The sequence below is a fragment of the Mediterraneibacter butyricigenes genome (assembly GCF_003574295.1).
Taxonomy (GTDB): Bacteria; Bacillota; Clostridia; order Lachnospirales; family Lachnospiraceae; genus Mediterraneibacter_A; species Mediterraneibacter_A butyricigenes.
This window is the reverse complement of sequence record NZ_BHGK01000001.1, coordinates 1353034-1374858: the sequence shown is the minus strand read 5'-3', so window position 1 is coordinate 1374858 and position 21825 is coordinate 1353034. Positions and strand designations below refer to the sequence as shown.

The following is a 21825-nucleotide window of genomic DNA, read 5'->3' as shown; positions in this document are numbered from 1 at the left end:
ATAAAAGAAACAGATAAAAGAGGATACTGCTCCATGAAAAAAGACGAATTTTATTTTCCATCGAAGGATGGCAATACAGAGATTCACACAATTGAATGGAAACCGGAAGGAGAAGTACGGGCAGTTTTGCAGCTCTGCCATGGTATGGTGGAATATGTAGACCGTTATGACGAGTTCGCAAGATTTCTCTGTGAGAAAGGATTTTATGTGGTTGGAAATGATCATTTGGGCCACGGCAAATCCGTCCAGAGTAAATCGGAATATGGTTATTTCAGTGACCGATACGGCAATACCTGTCTGATCGGGGATATCCATACCCTGCGTCAGCGGATTGCGGCAAAATATCCCGACGTTCCGTATTTTATTCTGGGACACAGCATGGGATCTGCGCTTACCAGACAGTATATGGAACTCTACGGTAACGGGTTGGCAGGTGTGATCCTGATTGGAGTGACAGCAGACCATTCCAATCTGACTCTGCGTCTGGGGCGTGCAATCTGTAAGGTGGCAGCACTTTTCCGGGGATGGCATTTCCGCAGTAAGCTGGTGGATAATATGGCGATCGGTGCATACAACCGCCATTTCAAACCGGCAGAGACCCGTGCAGACTGGGTGACCAGTGATCCGGAAAAATTGCAGGAATATGTGCACGATCCTCTTTGTTCCTTTATGTTTACAGTGAATGCTTATTATAATATGCTTCTGGGAATGCAGAAGATCAAGCGCAAAGAGGCTGTGTTCATGATTCCGAAGACATTACCGCTCCTGCTTGCAGCGGGCAGCGACGACCCGGTAGGGGCATTTGGAAAAGGAGTTCGTAAGATTTTTGAACGGTACAAACGTGCCGGAATCAAGGACATTACTCTTCAGTTGTACCCGGGAGACCGTCATGAATTGTTAAATGAGACAGACCGGCAGCAGATTTATGAGGATCTGTATGTGTGGCTGGAGGAGAGAATCAAGTGATAAGAGAGATAAAGTGATCCGATGGTTCAAATGTCGCCTGACAGAATCGGAACAGAACGCTGAGAAAGAAAAATATAAAATGAGAAATACATGGCAGTGAGTAATTCCGGGAAGAATGAATCCTGTGACATGTAGATACTCCCCGGATCGGGCAATTACATACCTTGCCTTATCCGGGGAGTTTTGGTGTGCGCTCAATACCATACATTTTCTATCCATTACTCGAAAAATTTCCAGGATTCAGGTAACTGCCCATGCAAATTCCTCTACAGATGCTGTTCGAACATTTATCCATATTTATCATTGGGTAATTCTTCAAGCATTCCGTTGCCATGCCATCACATAATCTTTTTCTCCAGTGGCTTCATCGAAACTTTCACACTGAATTACAAAATTTTCTCGTTGATAAAATGAGATGGCGCGTGTATTTTTTCATTATTTTCATATTCTATGTATATCTGTGTTCTGTAATTTTCTAATCATAGTAATGATTATTATACTTGATTCGATGCCTGACCACAAGGGAACGCAAGGAAATAAGCAGAAGTCTATATAAAAATGAAAAGATCCATGTTAAAATATGATATATAGTAAGTTGTGACTAACATTATATCAGTGAGAGCGTTCATCTTCTATCTGACATAGATTTCGATGAAATTGCAGAGATGCACCGGAAATGAGTGATGGGGATATGTCAACGGATGGTATTCGAGAATGTTTACGGGAGGGCACGGGATGAATCCAAAGTATCTGGGAGCTACGCGTATGTTGGATTATGAGACAGAGAATATTCAGAAACTGATCGAGGAGCGAAAATGGAAAGAATTGCCGGAATATGAACGGATCAAAGCGGTTTATGATTTTGTGCGGGACGAGATTTTGTTTGGATATAATGTGGATGATACTGTCCCGGCATCAAGAGTCTTGCGAGATGGTTATGGACAATGCAATACCAAAGGAACGCTGTTCATGGCTCTGCTCAGGGCATGTGAGATTCCCTGCCGGATCCATGGATTTATCATCGATAAGAAATTGCAGAAAGGCGCCATGACCGGAATGGTATATAGAAAGGCACCGGCACAGATTTTACACAGTTGGGTGGAGGTCTGTCTGGAAGAACGATGGTATGAATTAGAAGGATTTATCCTTGACCGAACATATCTGCAAAATCTTCAGACTTTGAACAGTGATTGCAAGGGAGCTTTTTGCGGATATGGTGTGGCAGTTGCGGATTTTCAGCATCCGATCATCGAGTTTGAACGAAACAATACGTATATTCAAAGTGAGGGGATTGTACAGGACTTTGGAGTATATGATTCGCCGGATGAATTGTTGGAAGCGCACTGTCAGGAAATGTCTGCCCTGAAAAATTTCGCTTACAGAAATCTTGGCAGACATTTGATGAACAGAAATGTAAGAAAGATCCGAAGTAGGAACGAATGATTCGAAAATGTAAAAAAGTCAAAATGCGGGAAACGAAAGTTGGTATGGAATCTATTGGCTCAAGTCGCTAGGAAACTTTGACCTTGCGGTTCAGATGGAGATAGTAGAGCACATTCAGTACGATTCCGACGGTTGTGGAGACCGGTGCTGCCAGACCGATCATGGTCAGGCTGGCATTGGGCTGAATACTCATGATATAAGCAAAAGGCAGTCGAACCAGGAGTGTCTGGATCAGTCCCTGTGTCATGACCCATACCGTCTGATTATTTCCGTTGAAATATCCGATCATGCTGAACAGAATTGCGGTGACGATGGTTTCTGCACCGAATCCTCGCAGGTATTCAAAGGCTCTCTGGATGATCGGAGCATCTGTGGTGAAGAATCCGGCAAGCAGATCTCCTTTGAACATGACCAGCAGAAAGACCAGGCATCCGACGGAAAGGCCGACACCGATTCCGGTAAATAAGGTCTGTTTTTTGTTGCCGGACATATGAAAAAAAGATCCGGCAGGCACTTCCGGAGCGTGCCTCGGAGCAACGAAACTGAAAAAGACGGAAGGAAAGGATGAAATCATCGAAAGAGCAATGTGATTTTCCGGGATTCAGAACCGGTTATAGTACTTTCAGGACAGCGAAAACCCGCTAACCTTTCGGCTAACGGGTTTCGTTGTGTTTATAGTTATCTAAAGGAATGAGGGATTATCGAACTGGTTTATATTGTGTTACAAAGTGTTGTAAAGCCCGGAATTACAGGCTTTTTTAAAATTGACTTACATATAAAGTGTTATATTTATTTATCCTGATTTGACCGAAATTTGCCCCGAGATTCTTTGTTTGGATTTGTTTGAAAATAGTTTGATAAAAATAAAATAGAATGAAATATTTGAAATAAACATAAAAAAATATAGACAAAATAGGAAATAAGATATATTATTAAAGTAAACATTAGAAAAAACAGTACTGTCATTGAATGAGAGTAGGGGAAAAGACCCAGCTACTTGGGATGAGGTTTTGCTAGATGTTGCTGAAGTTTATGAAAACTACACGCTTGTTTCAACAAATCATCTTCAAGAATTTATTTCCTTTAATGAGCCGTATATAGAAAGTGTAACAGGACATTATGCATGTGCAGTTAGTGCATTATTAGCATGTGGTGCATATTATAATGCTGTTGATTATACAGATATTGCAGGTGATTATATGGATATTTGGGATTCAACAGGAACGACAGTTTCATCGGAGAGTGGAGGAATAACATATGGTTCAACAACTATTGGCAATATTGGACCTGGATTTGTGGACTTTTGTGCTGGAAAGAATGTTTCTGTAACACAAAATACTGACTATAGTCCCAATTATAATTTTTTCACTAATTGCATTGATAGAGGAGATATAGCAGTTGTCCATTGTGGTATAATTAGCAGTGATACTGGAGAACGTGCGGGGCATTCAATGGCAGCAGAGGGATATGCAACTTTGCGAGCATATAATTCTGGAAATACAGTACATACATTGATGGTATTTGATGGATGGGGGGATACAGTACGTTATTTGAATTTTGATTTTGATAGTTGGACAGACATATCGGGGGCTACATTTAATGGATAAGAAACGATTGATTTTGTTAATCATACTTTTGCTTGCAATAGTATTAATTGTGCTTGGCGTAAAAGGAAATGTTTTTAAGGAGAATCGTCAAAATATGGAGTTGCGTTCTAGTGGAGATGATAATTCTCATTGGTTTCATTTGAGTGGGGTTGTTGTAGAGAAAACTTTTGATACACTTTTAATAGAACTAAATGAGAAGGAAGAAAGTAGTCTATTTTTTGATACGACAAAAGTTAGTTTAGATTGTACTAAGTGTAAAGGTGATCTAGAACAAGTATCAGAAGGAAATGTTATTAAATTTTATTTTTTTAAGTATAATATTGATGGTGAAACGGTAAAAATTGAAAGAATAGTAAGATAAAAGTATAAGTAAGAGTTCTGCTATCAGAACATTATTATTAGTGAGGTAAAGGAACAAGGCGAAGCCGAGACGCCGTAGGGCAGTCCTTTACGGAACGGACACAGCCAATACCATCATGATACATAAGAGGACTTGAAAGGTCACAAACCTTGCAAGTCCTCTTGTTTATCTTATGGGTTACTTCTGTCGGATTGCATTTTCCGATAGACCGCTTCTTTCGTGGCTTCTCGGAAAAAGCTATCCTGTCTGGTATATGCCAGATGTTCATTCTGGATATAAGCGTCTGATTCGCAATCATATTCGTAAGGGATTACCTGTGCTGTTCCCTGTTTTTCATCAATTCCATAGATAATTACTTTGGAATCTCTCAATGCCAGTCCGAGTGTCAGAAAGCCGGAAGTGAAATAATTGTTGTTGTGTGGAGCGGTTATGCTTTTCAGTGCATGAAAGAAGTCTGCTACTTCCTCAGTCTGTCCATTCTCAAAAGCCGGAATGATATGTAAGGTGTTGTTTGCCTTATCTGCATATGCCCGGCAGACCAGAACGGAAGAATCCGCTTTTTGTATGATACCGTCAAAATAATCGCCGGAGTATGCAGTTGGCTGATAGAAAATGGCGGTTTCTTTTGTTGTAAGGTTATGATAAGTCAGAAAGCCGTTTACAAGCCGGACAATTTCGATATCATCCCCGTAGGTAAATCCGTTCTGCTCTAAAAGAGAATAGAAAGTTCTGGTAAATTCTTCCGGCAGTTCAATCCCCAGTTTTTCTGTGATAAGCATATCTACATATTCTTTAAATGAACCATACAGAAGTTCATTCAGCGTCATATTGCCCAACGTGGCAATCTGCTTCAAGCGTTTCTCATTGGGAAGATTCACACCCTTTTCCCAACTGTTTACAGAGCCTTTCGGGGCATTATCTATGATTTCCCCAAACTTCTGCATACTGTAACCGTATTTCTTGCGTATCTGTAAAATTCGTTTTCCTACTGCTTCTTTATTCACAAACATATGCACACCTCGTTTCTGTTTTCATCATAACACAAGATAAGGATAAATGTAAGGGTAAAATTATAATAAGTTATAAAAAGATATAGTTAAGCGTTTGAAATACAAAAATAAAAAGTAAGGGAAAAAGTAAAATAATTGTTGACAAGAAGAAAAAATAGGTCTATGATGAGGTTAAGAGGTAAGGAGAAAAGTAATGAAATAAATATAGACGTGGATATGAAAAGGACTTGTCACACTTACCAGACACTCATTCACCATGATTTCAAAAAAGGAGAAATGTAGCATGCAGATTACATTGACAAAAGAACAGGTCAGAGAAGCGTTCGGGGAACTCCGTTACATGGGAGCAGACTACTGCTACAAGTATGATAAGGAAACCCGGAAGAAAACCGAGGAAGTGGAAGCATTGAAACTTCACCTCGGAAGCATGAAACTTGGAAACAGCGTAGATATCCGTCTGGAAGCAACAGAACTTCCAAAGGTAGAGCCTTACACAGTGGTAGAACTAGAAGAAGCGGTATATGCCCCTTATGTGCAGAGAGGAAACTTCCCGGTATTGGTGGACAGAATCTCCTGCAAGGGTATCCGTGTTGTTACCGGAAAAGGAAACGTGTAGAGACTGTTCCCGGAAATTCTCTGCGGACTGCTCCGTACAGCGTGAAAGGAGCAAAGGGAGTAGAGGAAGTTCCGGGAACGTGGCGAAAGCCACGGCATACTACGAAAGGCAGGGATGATGATAACAGAGGTAATGAAAATTTCAGAACCCCCCTATACTAACAGGGGGGTAACTCGTCAGAAAGAAGATTTGACAGCACTGATTGACTGGTGTCAGATTACTGTCAAAGGTGTAGACGTGTTCATAATCATAGAAGATATCTTGCGGATTCCACTGAGTTTTATGGAACTGCATGGTAAGGAAAAAGGAATTGCTGGACACGAACTGATAGCAAGATTTGACAATATCAAGATTCTGAAACCGACAGGAAATGCACAGTATGAGGGATTTCAGATTCTTATGAGTGGTTCGGGGTGCAGGAATTATGAAAATTTCCTTATGATGAATAAGGAAACATGGTTTGATTTTCTGGAAAGAGTTTGCAGATACCCGGTGAATTTTCCGAGGATAGACTTGGCAATCGACGATACAAAGCCTTATCTGTCTATCCCGGAATTGATTCGTCTGAAAAACGAGGGGCTGATATCTAGTCAGTTGCGTGATACAGCAGAGAATCGTTCTGATAGACTGAAAGAGGATGAAATAGAAGCGCAGGGAAAAACACTATATCTCGGCAGTAAACACAGTGATTTTCGGATTACATTCTATGAAAAGGGATATGAACAGGCAGAAAAGTTCGGAAAAGAACTCAACCCGGACTGGAACAGATATGAACTTCGATTCCGGCACAAAAAAGCGGTCAGATTAGTAGAAGAACTTCTGAAAGACAGGGATGTGGCACGGATTGCGTTGTCTGTATTAAACGAGAAAGTGCGGTTTTTACAGAAGCCGGAAAACAGCACGGTTACAAGAAAACGGCTTTATCCTACTTATCCCCCGTGGGAAGAACTCATGCAGGATGTAGGGAAGATAAAGTTGACCATGAATCCAGAGAAAAAGACACTGGAACGAACATGGCAGTGGCTGAACGTAGCAGTTTCGCCCTCTTTAAAGCTAATGGATAAAATCGGAAAACTGGATAACAGAGATTATATCCGCCAGCTAATAGAACGGGGGCAGATGAACGAAGAACAACAACGCATATATGAGGACTATAAAAAATCTTTCCTTTTGAGGGAAGAAGAAAGGAGAATCTTTGACAGAACATACACAGAACACGATACAGACAAAGAAAGCCCTTACAGTGAATGAAGCGTCAGAGTATACGGGAATTGGAAGAAATAATCTGCGAAAGCTGATTACATGGCAGAAGATTCCGGTCATAAGGATTGGAAATAAGATTCTTATACGCTCTGAGGTTTTAGACCAGTTTTTGAAGAAAAACGAAGGGCATAATCTGAAAAATAAATATGAAGTAATTGCAGTATAAACACAAATAAGCATATAATACTGTCAGACCAGTTCTGATAGTCCTTGCACGGAAAGGAGCGTGCAGATTGGGCAAGGACTTAAAAGGAAATCCATTACCGCCGGGAATTATGCAGAGAAAAAGCGGAATTTACAGAGGGCGGTTTTATTACAAAGGAGAAACGTATACAAAAGATAATGCGGATTTAAAAAAGTTAGTTCAAGAAATGGAAGATTTACGCTATGAAGTCAAGCATGGGTTGAAAGGAAAGGGCGATAATATCACTCTGGATACATGGTTTGATATCTGGCTGAATACCCATAAGAAGCGGACTATCAAGGAGAGTACACAAGTACGTTATGATGATTTTTACAGACGTTACATAAAGAAGCAGATAGGAAAACAACGTGTGGCAGATTTTAATCCGATTATTTTGGAACGTCTGCTTCAGAATATGGCAGATGATGATTACAGCACAAAGACTATACGGGATGTGTATAATATTCTCAATGCTATGTTCAAATATGCAGTGCATAACAGGATTCTTACATTCAACCCATGTGCAGGAGTGGAAGTTCCCAAAACAAAGACAAAACAGATACGGGTACTGACTGTGAAAGAACAACGGGAAGTATTGGAACACGCAAAGGAGAGAATACACGAGAATCTCATACAGGTAGCACTCGGAACGGGAATGCGTGGCGGAGAACTGCTTGGGCTTACATGGGATGATGTAGATTTTCGGAAACGGGAAATTTCTGTAAATAAAACGTTGGTGTATATCAAAGATAAGGAAACAAAGAAGTATGTATTCAAGTACCAGACACCAAAGACAAAGAACAGTATACGGACGATTCCCATGCAGGACAGTGTGTATAAGGCTTTAAAACGTCAGTGGATTCAGTTGAAAGAAATGCAGTTGTCAGCTAGTGAATGGCAACCATTAGAGGGATTTGAAAATCTTGTGTTTGTTGGAAAGAACGGAAAACCGATTACAGAACACACCTTTCAAGTGACGTTAGACTGGATAGAAAAATCTATCAATAAGGAACGAAAAAAGCAGGCAGAGAAAAACAAGACAGTGTTTATACCGATTCCGCATTTTTATCCACATGCACTTCGTCATACTTTTGCAACGCGTTGTTTTGAAGCCGGGATTGACGCAAAGGTAGTACAAGGATTCCTCGGACATTATTCCATAGCAATCACACTGGATTTGTATACGCACGTCACAGATGATAAAGCAAAATCGGAAATGGATAAATTACAGAATTTGTATAAGGAAATCATATAATCAGAACAAGAATAAGAAAGAGAATAGAAAAGGTGCAACATTTCTTTAGAAAATTATTTGACCGAGATTTGACCGAAGCGGATTTTGCAACAAGTACAGAACAGCGAAAACCCGCTAACCACAAGGGCTAACGGGCTTCGTTGTTTTATAGTTATCTAAAGGAATGAGAGTAAAGTGTGGCAACGAGCCTGTTCTCGATGCCATTACTTTATGAGGGGGGAGATAGTTGTCTTATCAACTATCTGAGATTAGTATACTCAAAAAGTATGTCCAAAATATGTTGACTCCATAAAAGAAATCGAAAATTTATAATGAAAGTATAAAATTCCCGTTTATATTTTTTAAGAAATTCTCTTTATCCGGCGACTTCTGTCGATTTCTGTCAAAACGCAGGCATTCGCAATGCCTGTGAAATGTTATACTTTGCGTTTACATTTTACACTCGTCCAAAATCTGCCGCAGGGTAGAAGCTGATTTTTGCAGGTCGGCGATTTCCTGTTCATTTAAGGAAATCGGGACTTTTGTTTCAATTCCGTTTTTCCCGACGATGGCAGGCATGCTTAAGGTTACGTCTTCGATACCGTATTCCCCCTGCATCATGGAAGAAATGGGAAGAATGGATTTCTCATCCCGGATGATGACTTCGCAGATCCGGCGGACGGCCATGGCGATGCCGTAATAGGTGGCGTGCTTTTTGGAAATGATCTCATAGGCACTGTTTTTGACCTGTTCAGCGATTTCTTCAGCGTTTTCTTCGTGAGCGTAATGTCCGCGCATCTCACAGAATTTGTGCAGCGGAATCCCGGAAATATTGGCACTGCTCCAGGCGGCAATCTCGCTGTCGCCGTGCTCACCGATGATGAATGCATGGACGCTGCGGCTGTCCACACTCAGGTGTTGGCTGAGCTGATACTTCAAACGGGCGGTATCTAAGACCGTGCCGGATCCGATGACACGGTTCCGTGGAAAGCCGGAAAGTTTCTGGGCGGTATAGGTCAGAATATCAACCGGGTTTGCGACCACCAGAAGGATTCCCTGACAGTTTCGGGAAGAAAGTTCGGGAAGAATGGACTGGAAAATCCCTATATTTTTATGCACCAGATCCAGTCGGGTCTCGCCGGGCTTCTGTCCGGCTCCGGCAGTCAGGATAATGATGGCGGCATCCGTCAGATCATCATAGGAACCGGCGTAGATTTTCATGGGTCTGGCAAAGGGGATCCCATGGCCGATGTCCATGGCTTCTCCTTCTGCTTTGGCGCGGTCGGCATCGATCAGAACCATTTCGGAAAACAGGCCGCTTTGCATCAGGCTGAAAGCGGAAGCGGAACCCACAAAACCGCAGCCGATGATGGCAACCTTTCGCAGGTTGACCCCGGCGCAAGTCGCAGAGGAGCCGCCTGGCGTTGTGTCAGTTGACCCAACGCGGTTTGATACGGTGGCAGCAGATGTGTGCCTGCTGTCATCAGAAGCCTGGGATGTGGTGACAATTGTTGCATGATGTTTCTTCTTTATCATATTAAAGATCCTCCTGAAAATTAAAATTCAAAAATCTGGCATAATGCCGAAAGAGTTTCCTGAAAAATAAAAGAGAAAGGCTCAGGAACACTTTCAAAATGAAGCACGTAAAGAAAAATTTAGAAATACAGTTTTGAAAATAAAACCTGCAGGAGTAGTATGTCCGATTTGAAAGAAAATGATGATGGGAAGAACTTCCTGAAAATAAAACTCTGACAACGAAAATCCCCGTCAGTCTTTCGACCAACGGGGATTTCATTGTCGTTCTAGTTATCTAAAGGAATGAGAGTAAAATGTGGCATCGAGATCGGCCTCGTTGCCTGCTATTTTTTATGAGGGGCGATAGCTTTATCAACTATCTGACTATAGTATACGAAGAAATTATGTCTAAAATATGTTGACCTGATAAAAGAAATCGAAAATTTATAACGAAAGTATAAACAAAACGGGAAGAAAAGGTTGTAACCTGCAAAATTCGACCTTATTCGATTAGTCTTCGTACATAGTATGTTGCTTCAATGCTTCGATATAGCGGGTGGCAAATCGTCCCGGGACCACTTTGTTGTGGGTGAGATAACCAATTTCCATGTAATCATCCACCAGAAGCGGAACGGAGACTACATTTTTTCCGTTCAGTTCTTCACTGATCACGCCGCTGCAGATGGTGTAACCGTTCAGCCCGATCAGCAGGTTGAACAGGGTGGCGCGGTCACAGACTAGGATCTCCTTCTTACACTCCAGAGTACTTAGGATTTCTTCCGAAAAATAAAAGGAATTATGTTCGCCCTGTTCATAGGAAAGGCGTGGAAATGGCGCCAGATCTTCCAACGTAATTCCCTTTTTCTGTGCCAGTGGACTTCCGGAGCTGACAAATACATGAGGTCTTGCGAAAAACAGCCGGTGAAAAGTCAGATCGTGGGCGCGCAGTGTTTTACGTAAAATGGTTTCGTTGAACTGGTTCAGATAGAGAACGCCCACTTCGCTTCGAAGTTTGGCCACATCCTCGATAATCTCATAGGTCTGGGTTTCGCGGATTCGGAAGTCGTATTCTTCGCCGCCGTAATCCTTTAACAGATCCACGAAGGCTTCCACGGCAAAGGAATAATGTTGGGTGGAGACGCAGAACAGATGCTTTCCGGCTGCTTTCCCGGTATATTTTTCTTCGATCAGATTGGTCTGATCGATCACCTGTCTGGCATACCCCAGGAATTCCTCGCCATCGGCGGACAGGATCACACCTTTGTTGGTGCGCTTGAAAATGGTAATGCCAAGTTCCTGCTCCAGTTCGTGGACAGCCGCGGTCAGGCTGGGCTGTGCAATGAAAAGGGAACGGGCGGCTTCGCTGATGGAACCGCATTTTGCGATACAAACGATGTATTTTAATTGTTGTAAGGTCATAAAAATCACTCCTGTTATATGTGAAAGAATATAGTGAACTCAGATTTTGGTATTACGCGATACAGGACGGAATCCCGGGAACCATGTATAATAAAACTATCAGATATCTTTTAAGATATAAGAAGGGAAAGTGGGTGTCAAGAGTGGAAAATAAGGATCTTCAGGAAAAAATTCGGGAATTTTACCGGTTATCAGAGGAGAAATATGCAGAAATTGGTAATGGTAATATAAAAGACGGAACGGTTCGGAAAGTGAAAATGTATGAAGAACCGTTGATCGCAGTTGGAAGTGCAAAAGATCCACTGTTTGAAGCTTATAAAAATCCGGAGGCGATCGGACCATGGCATTATATGCCGGAAGAATGGCTGCCGGGTGCAAAATCCGTGATTTCTCTGTTTTTCCCAATGACTGAAGAAGTGAAGCGCAGTAATTGGAATGGTGGAAAGGAACCGTCAGAAGAATGGCTGTACTGCAGGATCGAGGGGCATGCATTTATTCAGAATATGGCGGGAAAAGTGAAACAGTATCTGGAAGATCAGGGGGCAAAATCCTGTGTGCCGTTGTTGGATGCAAGGTTTCGAGCATATATGGGTACATGTCCGGGTGAGGGAATGCCGGATGTGGTGTTTGGAAGTAATTGGTCAGAACGACACGTTGCTTATTTGTGCGGACAGGGAACTTTTGGCCTTTCCCGCGGAATTATCACCAGAAAAGGAATCGCCGGAAGGTTTATCAGTATTTTGACCACAGAAGAATTGGAAGTGACAAAACGAGAATATACGGAGCTCTATGAATATTGCACGAGATGTGGTGCGTGTATCAGGAGATGCCCGGTTCAGGCGATTTCTATAGAGCATGGGAAAGAGCACCCACCTTGTCTTTCCTGGATGCTGCATACAAAAGAAGTGTATGCACCGCGGCTGGGATGTGGAAAATGCCAGACGAAAGTCCCCTGCGAGTCGGGAATTCCCAGTACTTTCTGAGAGCGAGCGCGAGCGTCGCTTGAAGGGTATCTCTCTATGGGGCGGAGGCAAGCGGAAGCGGTTCCCGTTGCAACCTTTTGCGGGAGGATAATGATTTTTATCAACACAGTTTGTCCTATAACTCGAAATCAATGAATCCATAAGAAACAGCGAAAACCCGTCAGCGGTGAACTGACGGGTTTTCGGAGTCTTATTCAGTTATTTAAAGGAATGAGAGTAAAGTGCCGCAACCAGATGTTCTGGTTGCGTATACTTTATGAGGGGGGAGATAGTTGTTTTATCAACTATCTGGCTCTTAGTATAGAGAGAAAATGTGTCCAAAGTATGTTTGAAATGTGAAAGAAAAGAAAATTTCTTTCACAGATATCCTAAGAAAACTTTAAGATTTTAAATGTCCGATTTTAAAAATCCTTTGCTATCATGTATACTGTAAGGGAGGTGATGAGGAATGTTTCATATATTAGTATGTGATGATGATAAAGAAATTGTAGAGGCCATCGAAATTTATCTGTCCCAGGAAGGATACGATGTGCTGAAAGCGTATGACGGGATCGAAGCCATGGAGATCCTGGAGGAAAAAGAAGTCAATCTGCTGATTATAGATGTGATGATGCCACGTCTTGACGGGATCCGTGCCACCCTGAAGATCCGGGAAAAGAACAGCCTCCCAATCATTATTCTGTCGGCAAAATCCGAAGATTCCGATAAGATCCTGGGCTTAAATATCGGAGCGGATGATTACCTGACCAAGCCCTTCAATCCTCTGGAACTGGTGGCAAGAGTGAAATCTCAGCTGCGCCGGTATACACAGCTGGGTTCGAGAGTAACAGAACAGCAGGAAGAAATCTATGTGACAGGTGGTCTGATGATCAATGACGAGCGAAAAGAAGTGACGGTAGATGGAGAACTTGTGAAGCTGACACCGATTGAATACAACATTTTGCTCTTATTGATGAAGAATCAGGGGAGAGTATTTTCCATTAATCAGATCTATGAGGCAATCTGGAATGAAGATGCCATCGGCGCGGACAATACGGTGGCAGTACATATCCGGCATATCCGGGAGAAAATCGAGATCAATCCGAAGGAACCAAGGTATCTGAAGGTGGTCTGGGGAGTCGGATATAAGATCGAGAAGATGAATTGAAAATGATGGAGGAGATAAATGAATCAAGCATGGTATAAGAACATTTGGACAAAAACGATCCTTTTGTTTCTTACGGTTCTCAGTGCGGGCACTGTGCTGGCGAGCAGTTATATGGCGGCGGCCATGGCATATACGTCTACCAGCCTGAAAGATTTCCTGAGACCGAAGCAGGAGAAGTATCTGGAGTCGGCGACCTTTGAGGCATTGTTTGACAGTACGGTATACAATGCATTGAGCGGGGGGCAGGCGAAGAGTAATTTTGAGACAAATGGAGTCTATGATTCCGACAAACTGGTAGATATTGCCAATTATTATGAGAATAACCGGATCGACGGAACCAATGAAGGCGGCGTTGCCTACAAACTGGGAGAACTGTTGGACTGGAGAAAAAAATACATCAACGGAGATACCAGAGACGGAGAACCGGTGGTAGTCTGCCAGAAAATGGATGGAAGCTACTATTATTATTACATCAATGATTTTCGGATGAAACTGGAGAATCATGAACTGTTTGTGGAAGATATCAGCAGCATTTCTACGTTTATTGGAGATCTGAAAGCGGGAGAATATCCTTCCGGTTGCGGGAAGACCATTTCGGATGTGGCAGGAAATATATTGTATGTGGATTGTTGGACATACAGTGGGATGATCGGGGAACAGTACGCCCCGGAGGGGGCATCCAGTCTTCTGGATATTGTAAACGAGGATGCGCGGTGGAACGGCCAGCTTCAGAATCTGTGTATCCAACTACAATCCAGTCTTTATGCGCTGAATACAGACTGGGAGAATTATGAAAATTTAAGCGACCTTTTTAAAGAGGGAAATACCAACTTTTCCTATCTCTGGATTGACAAGAAGAATCAGAAAATCCTGACCAACCGTGAAGAATGGAAGGATTACGGAGACTATAAAACTTATTTAAACGAAATCGAAAAAGAAAACAAGGGGAATCCATACTGTGTTCTGTCGAATCGTCTGAAGGACTGCAAGTCAAATGTGGCAAATGCGGATCTTTCCGTCTGGAAGAGTTATCTGCAGTCTAACAACGGAGATGTGTCGGCGGATGATCTGATCTTTGCGGCAACTCTGGATAAAGAGCTTCCAATCCAGGATGCGTTTTATTTGGAAAAGGAAAATTATGACAAATTCAATCCGAACCGGGCATTGCTGATCGTGGTCTGGGTGCTTTCCATCGTGGTGTTAGTCACCGGATTTGTCTGGCTGACCCTGATCGCAGGAAGGAAAGAAACGGATGAAGAACTTCATCTGAACGGATTTGATAAGGTGCCGACGGAACTGGCGGCAGCCGGCGTGATTGCGATCTGGATCGCCGGAAGCTTATTGCTGATTGAGTTCTGGTGGCGTGCGGGAGATCATGTCGCAGATGCGGTTAGTTATTATTTTGCAACGGATATGTCGGCAGATGTTTACAGTCTGGGACGGGTGTTCTGGTCCTTTGTGACAGGACTCTGGACCGGGGCCTGGTTCTGGATCGGTTATTTGAGTCTGGTGCGCAGAATCAAAGGGAAAACGCTTTGGACGGGAAGTCTTGCCATTCGAATCCTGGCATTTTCACGAAGAGTCTGGGACAATCGGACGGCGACGGCAAAAATTTGTGTAACCGGTGTGAGTCTCATGTTTTTGCACTGGGTGATTCTGCTGATCTACAGTGGCAGGATTGGAAAATATTATCTGGTGCTGTTGGCAGCGCAGATTGCACTGTTTGTGTGGCTGTTAAAAATGGCTATGGCAAAAGACCGGTTGAAAAAAGGAATCCGGGAAATTGCAGAAGGAAATTTGGACTATAAGATTTCAGAAGAAGGGTTGAAAGGAGATTATCAGAAGATTGCCTCCGAGATCAATCATATCGGAGACGGACTGCAACAGGCGGTGGAAAAGAGCATGAAGGACGAGAGGTTAAAGACTGATCTTCTGGCAAATGTATCGCATGATATTAAGACTCCGCTGACTTCCATTATAAACTATGTGGATCTGCTGAAGCGGGAAAACCTGGAAGATCCGAAAGTTCAGAACTATCTGAATATTCTGGAAGAAAAAGCGCAGAGACTGAAACAGTTGACGGAAGATGTGGTGGAAGCGTCCAAGGTCAGTTCCGGAAATATTACGCTGGAGTGCATGGATCTGAATCTGTCGGAACTGATTCTTCAGACGGAAGGAGAATTCCAGGAGAAATTTGCAGCCAAGAAACTGGAAGGAGTGCTGCATTTGCCGGAAGAACCGGCGATGGTTCATGTGGACGGCAGAAGAATGTGGCGGATTCTGGAAAATATTTACAACAATGCGGCAAAATACGCTATGCCGGGAACCCGTGTCTATGAAGACTTAAGTGTCAATGAAAGACAAGTTATCTTTTCCCTGAAAAATGTATCGGAATATCCGCTGAATTTCTCGGCGGATGAGCTGACCGAACGGTTTATTCGGGGAGATGTGTCCAGAAGTACAGAAGGAAGCGGACTGGGACTTTCCATTGCCAAGACGCTGACCACGTTGCAGGGCGGAAACTTCGAATTGTATTTGGACGGAGATTTGTTCCGGGTGACCATTACATTTCCAAGGGTTATGCCTTTACAAGACGAAAAATGCTCCATATAATAGAAGGGAACTGAGAAAAAAGGAGCATTTGAACTATGCAGAATATAGAGCAGATTCTGGAATCAGGATTGAATGAAGACCTGATCCGTGGGATTTTCAGCAATCCCAGAGACAAAGAATATTTGCGGATAAAAATGCGGCCGATTCTCAAAGAGGGACGGCTGCATTTTCAATTCGAGAGTTATACAGAAAAACAGGTTTTCCATGAGAACCTGGAAAAAGAAGAAGCAAAAGAAAAAGTGTTGAAGCTGTTGGAGAATTTCAGACAGCTTCAATTGGAGACCCGTGCCAGAACCTACAGTGTGCTGGTCAGCAAAAAGGGGAAGATGTCCATAAAATCCAAACCGCAGAAAGGTGCAGTGAAAATGGCGCCACTTTCCCACAACCGGAAAAAGAATTACATTTTACAGGAAGGGGTTTACGTCCCATTTCTAAAAGATCTTGGGGTGATAACAGAAGAAGGAAAGATTGTGCGGAACCGGTTTGATAAGTTCCGTCAGATCAATCGGTTTCTGGAATTTATCGAAGATATTTTACCGGAGCTGGAACAGGAAAAAGACCGGGAACTTACGATTCTGGACTTTGGCTGTGGTAAATCTTACCTGACATTCGCCATGTATTATTATCTGCACGAGTTAAAAGGATATGATATCCGGATCATCGGACTGGATCTGAAGGCAGATGTGATTGCACACTGTAATGCGCTGGCAAAGGATTACGGGTATGAAAAACTGGATTTTCTGGTAGGAGATATTGCGGATTACGAGGGCGTGGATCAGGTGGACATGGTGGTGACACTGCATGCCTGTGATACGGCGACGGATCATGCCCTGTCCAAGGCGGTGCATTGGAATGCAAAGGTGATTCTGTCTGTGCCCTGTTGTCAGCACGAACTGAACCGGCAGATTGAGGCAGAAGAACTGATGCCGATCATGAAATACGGCCTGCTGAAAGAGCGGTTCGCGGCACTGGTGACGGACGGATTGCGCGCGGAATATTTGGAACGGGAAGGGTATGAGACTCAGATTCTGGAATTTATCGATATGGAGCACACGCCGAAAAATATCCTGATCCGGGGCGTAAGACGCGGTGTGGGTCGAAATCATCCGGAATTGCGGAGCCAGGCAAGAGTGAAGGCTGAGAAAAGGGCTTGCGGGGGACAAGAACCGGCAGTTACGGCAAAGGCAGAGAATGCGAAAATGGAGCAGAACAGAGCCGGAGGGAAAGAAAACCACCGGAGCAAAGGAAAGAAACAGGAAAAAATAAACAGAGAAATTAAGGCTTGCGAGACATTTTTACATGTACAGCCGACTTTGGGTGCACTTCTCGCGGATCTGAAAGAAGAAAAGGAACCAGAAGGAGGTGCCGGAGTTTATGAATAACAGACTGATAGGCAACCGGGCATCTGTAACGGGCATCTGGAAACGAGTGGGAATTCTGGCAGCAGTTTTTGTGGTGGCAGTGATTGTGATCAGTGCCGTTACGAACCGTGGTTCCGATGATCTGACGGTGGATCTGGAAGCTGCCACATTACCGCGGGTACATTTCCTGGTGGAAGATCAGGAAGTGAATGCGCTGGTAGGTTATAAAGATGAAATGGACCTGACCGCCATGCGGGATACCATCACGCCGCTTGACAGTGAAGGAAATGCAGAGGCAGAGATCGAGCGCAACGGCAACACGATCGATCAGGTGACCTATGCCCTTTCTTCTCTGGATGGCGAGAAGACGTATAAGACCGGAGCCGGAAAAGAGAGCAACGGTGTGGTGAAGCTTGCGATTGGTGACAAACTGAAAGCAGGAGAAGAAGCCAATCTGACGGTGACGCTGACCATAGATGGAAAGGACGTCCATTATTATACCAGAGTGGTGGCACCGGAAGATCTGAATATCAAGGAGTGTCTGGATTTTGTAAAAGAATTCCATGATAATACCTTTTCCGAGGATGGCGTTGCATTTGTGGGAACCTATCTGGAATCCAATGAAGACGGGGACAACAATACCTACCAGACCGTGACGATCCATTCGGACAGCAATCATGTGATGTGGGGCGATCTGGCACCGGAAGTGAAAGGCGATGTGCAGTGGGATATCAAGGAGAGCAACAGTACCTATACCTCCATTCTGGCAAGGTATCAAGTAACCTGCAAAGAGGGGGATGAGGCGACGCTTTATAATGTACGGGAATTTTTCCGTGTGAGATTGAATAAAGACACCTTGTATCTTTTGGATTATGATCGCACCATGAATCAGGTCTTTGACGGATCGGCAAAGGTACTCAGCGAAAAAGGCATCAATCTGGGCATTGCGTCCACAGATGCACAGTACAAAACCAATAAAAACGGAACCATTGTCGCCTTTGTGCAGGAACGGGATCTCTGGAGCTATGATCAGAAAAACGACAACTTGTCTCTGGTGTTCAGCTTTTCCAATACAGAAGAAGATGATGTGCGCAACTGGTACGATCAGCATCAGATTCGGATTCTGGATGTGGAAAACAACGGAAGTACCACCTTTGCGGTCTATGGATATATGAACCGGGGACAGCATGAGGGACATGTGGGCGTCAACATTTATTATTACGACATTGAGAAAAATGATATCGAAGAGAAAGCATTTATCCCAAGCAACAAGTCCTTCGTCATCGCAGAAAATGAACTGGGTCACATGGTGTATTACAGTAAGGATCAGGAAAAGCTGTTTGTGGTGACCGGCGGAACGATTTACGAGGTGACGCTGAAGAATAACCAGCAGAACAAAATCGCAGAAGGACTGGAAGAGGGACAGTATGCGGCTTCGGAAGACGGACATTTGCTGGCTTATAATGAGAAGGTCAAGGATGGAAAACCTTCCAAAGTGAAGGTCATGAATTTGAAGACCGGAAAGAGTTATGAAGTGGAAGGTGCTGAGGGTGAGACCCTGCATCCGCTGGGCTTCATTTCCAGTGATTTTATCTGTGGAATCGCCAAAGAATCCCAGAAGGGAAAGACCGTGTCCGGCGAAGAGATCACGCCGATGGAACGTCTGGAGATCATCAGCAGTAAAAACGAAGTGGTGAAGACGTACCAGGCGGATAACATTTACATTTCGGATATTATCGTGGAAAAAAATATGGTGACAGTGAACCGGGTGACGAAAAACGGAGATCTTTACACCGGAACCACCCAGGATTACATCACCAACAATGAGGAAAAGAATCAGAGCAGCATTACAGCCGAGGCTTATCTGTCTGAGACGAAAGGCCGGGAAATGCGTCTGACCTTTGAAGAGGGAATTTCCGACCAGCAACCGAAGGTGCTCCGGCCAAAGATCGTAGAGCAGGAAAATGTAACCACACTGAAGCTGGAATCGCCGCAGAAAGCCACCAGATACTATGCTTATGGGATGGGAAATCTTCAGGGCGTTTACGAGAAGGCATCTTACGCCATCCAGAAAGCAGAGACGGTATCCGGAGTCGTGATCTCATCGGATCAGCATTATATCTGGGAAAAGGGAAACCGGGATCTGGTGTATGACACCGGCGTCGGAAGCTTTAAAGTGGAAAATAAAACAGCACTGGAAGCCTGCCGGGATTATATGCAGCAATACGAAGCGAGTGAGGTGGATCTGACGGGATGTACGATCGAGGAGATTTTATATGTTATCAATAAGGGAATGCCGGTCATTGCAGTATTGGATCAGAATCAGGCAGTGCTTTTAACTGCTTACAATTCCGGAACCGTAACCTATGTCAATCCGGCAACCGGAGAGAAGAATGCGGTGGCGTTTGATGCCATGGATCAGATGACGGTGGCAACCGGGCATACGTATATCGGGTATGTGAAGTAATCTCACGGAAGAGATTTCGTTTGTATTGGAAACTGCGAAAGTAGATTCTCGGATTGGAGGAAAAAATGAGCAGATTATCTCAAATTGAATCATTTATCAAGCCGTGTGTGGATGTGATTTCAACCTTTGTGCATACACAGATTACGGTGGTGGATGAAGAACTGAATCGAATCTGTGGAACAAACTTTTACAAGGAAGTGCCGGAAAAGTTTAGAAGAAAATCTAGTGTTTTTTTTCAAAAGGTCCTAATCTCCGGTTATCCGAAATTGGTGACACAGGTTAGAGAGGATCCATATTGTGAGGAATGTAAAAGTAGGGAAATCTGTACAATTCATGCAGAGCTTGGATATCCCATAGATTATCAGGGGGAGATAATAGGAGTCATTGGTATTGCGGCAACAGAAACAGAGGAGGCAAATTATCTGATAGAGAATCAGGAACGACTGATCGAATTTATGAAGTATCTGGGGATTCTGATCGCAAATCAGTTGGAAAGTGTGGAGCAGACGGAAAAACTGGAACAACAGTTAAGTGAGGTCAGCCAGGCCACCGCGAGATATCACATTATGGGTAGCAGTCCGAAGATGAAAGAAATGATTAAAATGGGGTATACCGTGGCAAATTCGGATTCCACTGTTTTGCTTACGGGAGAGAGCGGTACCGGAAAAGAAGAGTTCGCAAAATTCCTGCATGCAAACAGCAAGCGGAACAAAGGCCCAATGATTGCGGTAAACTGTGGTGCAATTCCCGATAATCTGATCGAAAGTGAATTGTTTGGATATGAGGGTGGAAGCTTTACCGGGGCAAAGAAAGGCGGAGCTATCGGAAAGTTCGAACTGGCGGATAAAGGCACGCTGTTCCTGGATGAAGTCGGAGAATTACCGTTGATGGCGCAGACAAAACTGCTTCGAGTCCTACAGGAGCGCAAGATTGAGCGGATCGGAGGAACGAAAGAGATCCCGGTAAATATCCGCATTGTGGCAGCGACGAACAAAAATTTGAGAGAAATGGTGAAAAACAGGGCGTTTCGGGAAGATTTATATTATCGGTTAAGTGTCATTCCTATGGAAATTCCGCCGCTTCGGGAACGCGGAGAAGATATCAAAGAACTGGCCTATTATTTTTTGAGAGATTATAACAAGATTCTGCACAAGAATATTCATGGGTTTGACCGTCAGGCAGAAGAAGTGTTAAATACTTATGAATGGCCGGGAAATGTCAGGGAACTGAAAAATGTCGTGGAATTTCTGGTAAACATGGTTCAGGGAGATTTAATCACTGTAGGTGATTTGCCGCAGTATATGGTGTGGGCAGAAAGTATTACGGAGCGAAAAGGGAAGACTTTGAACCAGATGCTGCAAAATTATGAGAAAAGTATTTTGGAAAGTTATATAAAAGATACCAAAAACAGAGAAGAAAAAATGGAAGCAGCGAAAAAACTGGGAATCAGTCAGGCAACACTGTATCGGAAATTAAGCCAGTATGATCTTTGAAAAATGTAAAGAGACAGAGCGAAAAAAAGAAACTAAAGAAAATAAAAAATCGGAAGCCGTGTATTTTAATCACCGCTTCCGATTTTTATTTACGTAAAGTAGAGGACCGTTATCCTCCCGCAAAAGCTTGCAACGGGAACCGC

18 protein-coding genes are annotated in these 21825 nt (G+C 43.5%); 14 read left to right on the top strand and 4 right to left on the bottom strand.

Translation table 11 applies throughout. The features are described from left to right. Positions 1 to 33 precede the first annotated feature (33 nt). Together KGMB01110_RS06705 and KGMB01110_RS06695 are read left to right on the top strand one after the other, a co-directional pair. Positions 34 to 966 (top strand): alpha/beta hydrolase, encoded by a 933-nt coding sequence (locus KGMB01110_RS06705; RefSeq protein ID WP_117604206.1) that lies wholly within the window; start codon positions 34 to 36, stop codon positions 964 to 966. Between the two features lie 735 nt (positions 967 to 1701). Further along, positions 1702 to 2409, top strand: a complete 708-nt coding sequence (locus KGMB01110_RS06695; RefSeq protein WP_117604207.1) for a transglutaminase-like domain-containing protein — start codon at positions 1702 to 1704, stop codon at positions 2407 to 2409. Positions 2410 to 2476: 67 nt separating this feature from the next. Here KGMB01110_RS06695 and KGMB01110_RS06690 read toward each other — a convergent pair whose 3' ends face one another. Then, a complete protein-coding gene (locus tag KGMB01110_RS06690; protein ID WP_330508057.1) occupies positions 2477 to 2899 on the bottom strand; it encodes an MATE family efflux transporter in 423 nt (140 codons plus the stop codon). A 475-nt stretch (positions 2900 to 3374) separates the two neighbouring features. On the opposite strand from KGMB01110_RS06690, the gene KGMB01110_RS06685 reads away from it, so the two are divergent. Next, positions 3375 to 4016 (top strand): hypothetical protein, encoded by a 642-nt coding sequence (locus tag KGMB01110_RS06685; RefSeq protein ID WP_242995281.1) that lies wholly within the window; start codon positions 3375 to 3377, stop codon positions 4014 to 4016. Continuing rightward, entirely contained in the window at positions 4009 to 4377 is a 369-nt protein-coding gene (locus tag KGMB01110_RS06680; RefSeq protein WP_004844112.1) for a hypothetical protein, read from the top strand. Before KGMB01110_RS06685 ends, KGMB01110_RS06680 begins: the two co-directional genes overlap by 8 nt. Before the next feature lie 170 nt (positions 4378 to 4547). Here KGMB01110_RS06680 and KGMB01110_RS06675 read toward each other — a convergent pair whose 3' ends face one another. Beyond that, entirely contained in the window at positions 4548 to 5387 is an 840-nt protein-coding gene (locus tag KGMB01110_RS06675; RefSeq protein WP_117537929.1) for a helix-turn-helix domain-containing protein, read from the bottom strand. A 283-nt stretch (positions 5388 to 5670) separates the two neighbouring features. On the opposite strand from KGMB01110_RS06675, the gene KGMB01110_RS06670 reads away from it, so the two are divergent. The 4 genes from KGMB01110_RS06670 (at position 5671) to KGMB01110_RS06655 (ending at position 8705) form a co-directional block, all read left to right on the top strand. Beyond that, positions 5671 to 6003, top strand: coding sequence for a hypothetical protein (locus tag KGMB01110_RS06670; RefSeq protein WP_009244196.1), 333 nt, complete (start codon positions 5671 to 5673; stop codon positions 6001 to 6003). A gap of 114 nt (positions 6004 to 6117) precedes the next feature. Beyond that, a complete protein-coding gene (locus tag KGMB01110_RS06665) occupies positions 6118 to 7254 on the top strand; it encodes a replication initiation factor domain-containing protein (RefSeq protein ID WP_005333721.1) in 1137 nt (378 codons plus the stop codon). Beyond that, positions 7247 to 7432, top strand: coding sequence for a helix-turn-helix domain-containing protein (locus KGMB01110_RS06660; RefSeq protein WP_004844108.1), 186 nt, complete (start codon positions 7247 to 7249; stop codon positions 7430 to 7432). The genes KGMB01110_RS06665 and KGMB01110_RS06660 overlap by 8 nt, the downstream gene beginning before the upstream one ends. Before the next feature lie 67 nt (positions 7433 to 7499). Further along, positions 7500 to 8705, top strand: coding sequence for a tyrosine-type recombinase/integrase (locus tag KGMB01110_RS06655; RefSeq protein ID WP_009244191.1), 1206 nt, complete (start codon positions 7500 to 7502; stop codon positions 8703 to 8705). Between the two features lie 429 nt (positions 8706 to 9134). Here the strand turns inward: KGMB01110_RS06655 and KGMB01110_RS06650 are convergent, their stop codons facing one another. Both KGMB01110_RS06650 and KGMB01110_RS06645 read right to left on the bottom strand, forming a co-directional pair. Further along, entirely contained in the window at positions 9135 to 10220 is a 1086-nt protein-coding gene (locus tag KGMB01110_RS06650; protein WP_119297878.1) for an L-lactate dehydrogenase, read from the bottom strand. A 489-nt stretch (positions 10221 to 10709) separates the two neighbouring features. Further along, positions 10710 to 11618 carry a LysR family transcriptional regulator gene (locus tag KGMB01110_RS06645; RefSeq protein WP_117604209.1) on the bottom strand — a complete coding sequence of 303 codons (909 nt, stop codon included), beginning with the start codon at positions 11616 to 11618 and terminating at the stop codon, positions 10710 to 10712. A gap of 134 nt (positions 11619 to 11752) precedes the next feature. Here KGMB01110_RS06645 and KGMB01110_RS06640 point away from each other — a divergent pair, with 134 nt between their 5' ends. The 6 genes from KGMB01110_RS06640 (at position 11753) to KGMB01110_RS06615 (ending at position 21682) form a co-directional block, all read left to right on the top strand. Then, complete coding sequence (locus tag KGMB01110_RS06640; RefSeq protein WP_170141696.1) at positions 11753 to 12601, top strand: 4Fe-4S binding protein; 849 nt, start codon at positions 11753 to 11755, stop codon at positions 12599 to 12601. Between the two features lie 448 nt (positions 12602 to 13049). Further along, positions 13050 to 13748: a response regulator transcription factor gene (locus KGMB01110_RS06635; protein WP_119297876.1), complete on the top strand. Its 699-nt coding sequence runs from the start codon at positions 13050 to 13052 to the stop codon at positions 13746 to 13748. Between the two features lie 18 nt (positions 13749 to 13766). Beyond that, positions 13767 to 16361 (top strand): sensor histidine kinase, encoded by a 2595-nt coding sequence (locus tag KGMB01110_RS06630; RefSeq protein ID WP_119297875.1) that lies wholly within the window; start codon positions 13767 to 13769, stop codon positions 16359 to 16361. 35 nt (positions 16362 to 16396) lie between these two features. Beyond that, positions 16397 to 17743, top strand: coding sequence for a class I SAM-dependent methyltransferase (locus tag KGMB01110_RS06625; RefSeq protein WP_119297874.1), 1347 nt, complete (start codon positions 16397 to 16399; stop codon positions 17741 to 17743). Then, positions 17736 to 20189, top strand: coding sequence for a hypothetical protein (locus KGMB01110_RS06620; RefSeq protein ID WP_119297873.1), 2454 nt, complete (start codon positions 17736 to 17738; stop codon positions 20187 to 20189). Before KGMB01110_RS06625 ends, KGMB01110_RS06620 begins: the two co-directional genes overlap by 8 nt. Positions 20190 to 20254: 65 nt before the next feature. After that, positions 20255 to 21682, top strand: coding sequence for a sigma-54 interaction domain-containing protein (locus KGMB01110_RS06615; RefSeq protein ID WP_119297872.1), 1428 nt, complete (start codon positions 20255 to 20257; stop codon positions 21680 to 21682). Positions 21683 to 21825 lie beyond the last annotated feature (143 nt).

Coding starts and splice junctions, on each gene's coding strand:
- KGMB01110_RS06705 (WP_117604206.1), top strand. CDS start 34: ATGAAAAAAGACGAATTTTATTTTCCATCGAAGGATGGCAATACAGAG.
- KGMB01110_RS06695 (WP_117604207.1), top strand. CDS start 1,702: ATGAATCCAAAGTATCTGGGAGCTACGCGTATGTTGGATTATGAGACA.
- KGMB01110_RS06690 (WP_330508057.1), bottom strand. CDS start 2,899: ATGTCCGGCAACAAAAAACAGACCTTATTTACCGGAATCGGTGTCGGC.
- KGMB01110_RS06680 (WP_004844112.1), top strand. CDS start 4,009: ATGGATAAGAAACGATTGATTTTGTTAATCATACTTTTGCTTGCAATA.
- KGMB01110_RS06675 (WP_117537929.1), bottom strand. CDS start 5,387: ATGTTTGTGAATAAAGAAGCAGTAGGAAAACGAATTTTACAGATACGC.
- KGMB01110_RS06670 (WP_009244196.1), top strand. CDS start 5,671: ATGCAGATTACATTGACAAAAGAACAGGTCAGAGAAGCGTTCGGGGAA.
- KGMB01110_RS06665 (WP_005333721.1), top strand. CDS start 6,118: ATGATGATAACAGAGGTAATGAAAATTTCAGAACCCCCCTATACTAAC.
- KGMB01110_RS06650 (WP_119297878.1), bottom strand. CDS start 10,220: ATGATAAAGAAGAAACATCATGCAACAATTGTCACCACATCCCAGGCT.
- KGMB01110_RS06645 (WP_117604209.1), bottom strand. CDS start 11,618: ATGACCTTACAACAATTAAAATACATCGTTTGTATCGCAAAATGCGGT.
- KGMB01110_RS06635 (WP_119297876.1), top strand. CDS start 13,050: ATGTTTCATATATTAGTATGTGATGATGATAAAGAAATTGTAGAGGCC.
- KGMB01110_RS06630 (WP_119297875.1), top strand. CDS start 13,767: ATGAATCAAGCATGGTATAAGAACATTTGGACAAAAACGATCCTTTTG.
- KGMB01110_RS06625 (WP_119297874.1), top strand. CDS start 16,397: ATGCAGAATATAGAGCAGATTCTGGAATCAGGATTGAATGAAGACCTG.
- KGMB01110_RS06620 (WP_119297873.1), top strand. CDS start 17,736: ATGAATAACAGACTGATAGGCAACCGGGCATCTGTAACGGGCATCTGG.
- KGMB01110_RS06615 (WP_119297872.1), top strand. CDS start 20,255: ATGAGCAGATTATCTCAAATTGAATCATTTATCAAGCCGTGTGTGGAT.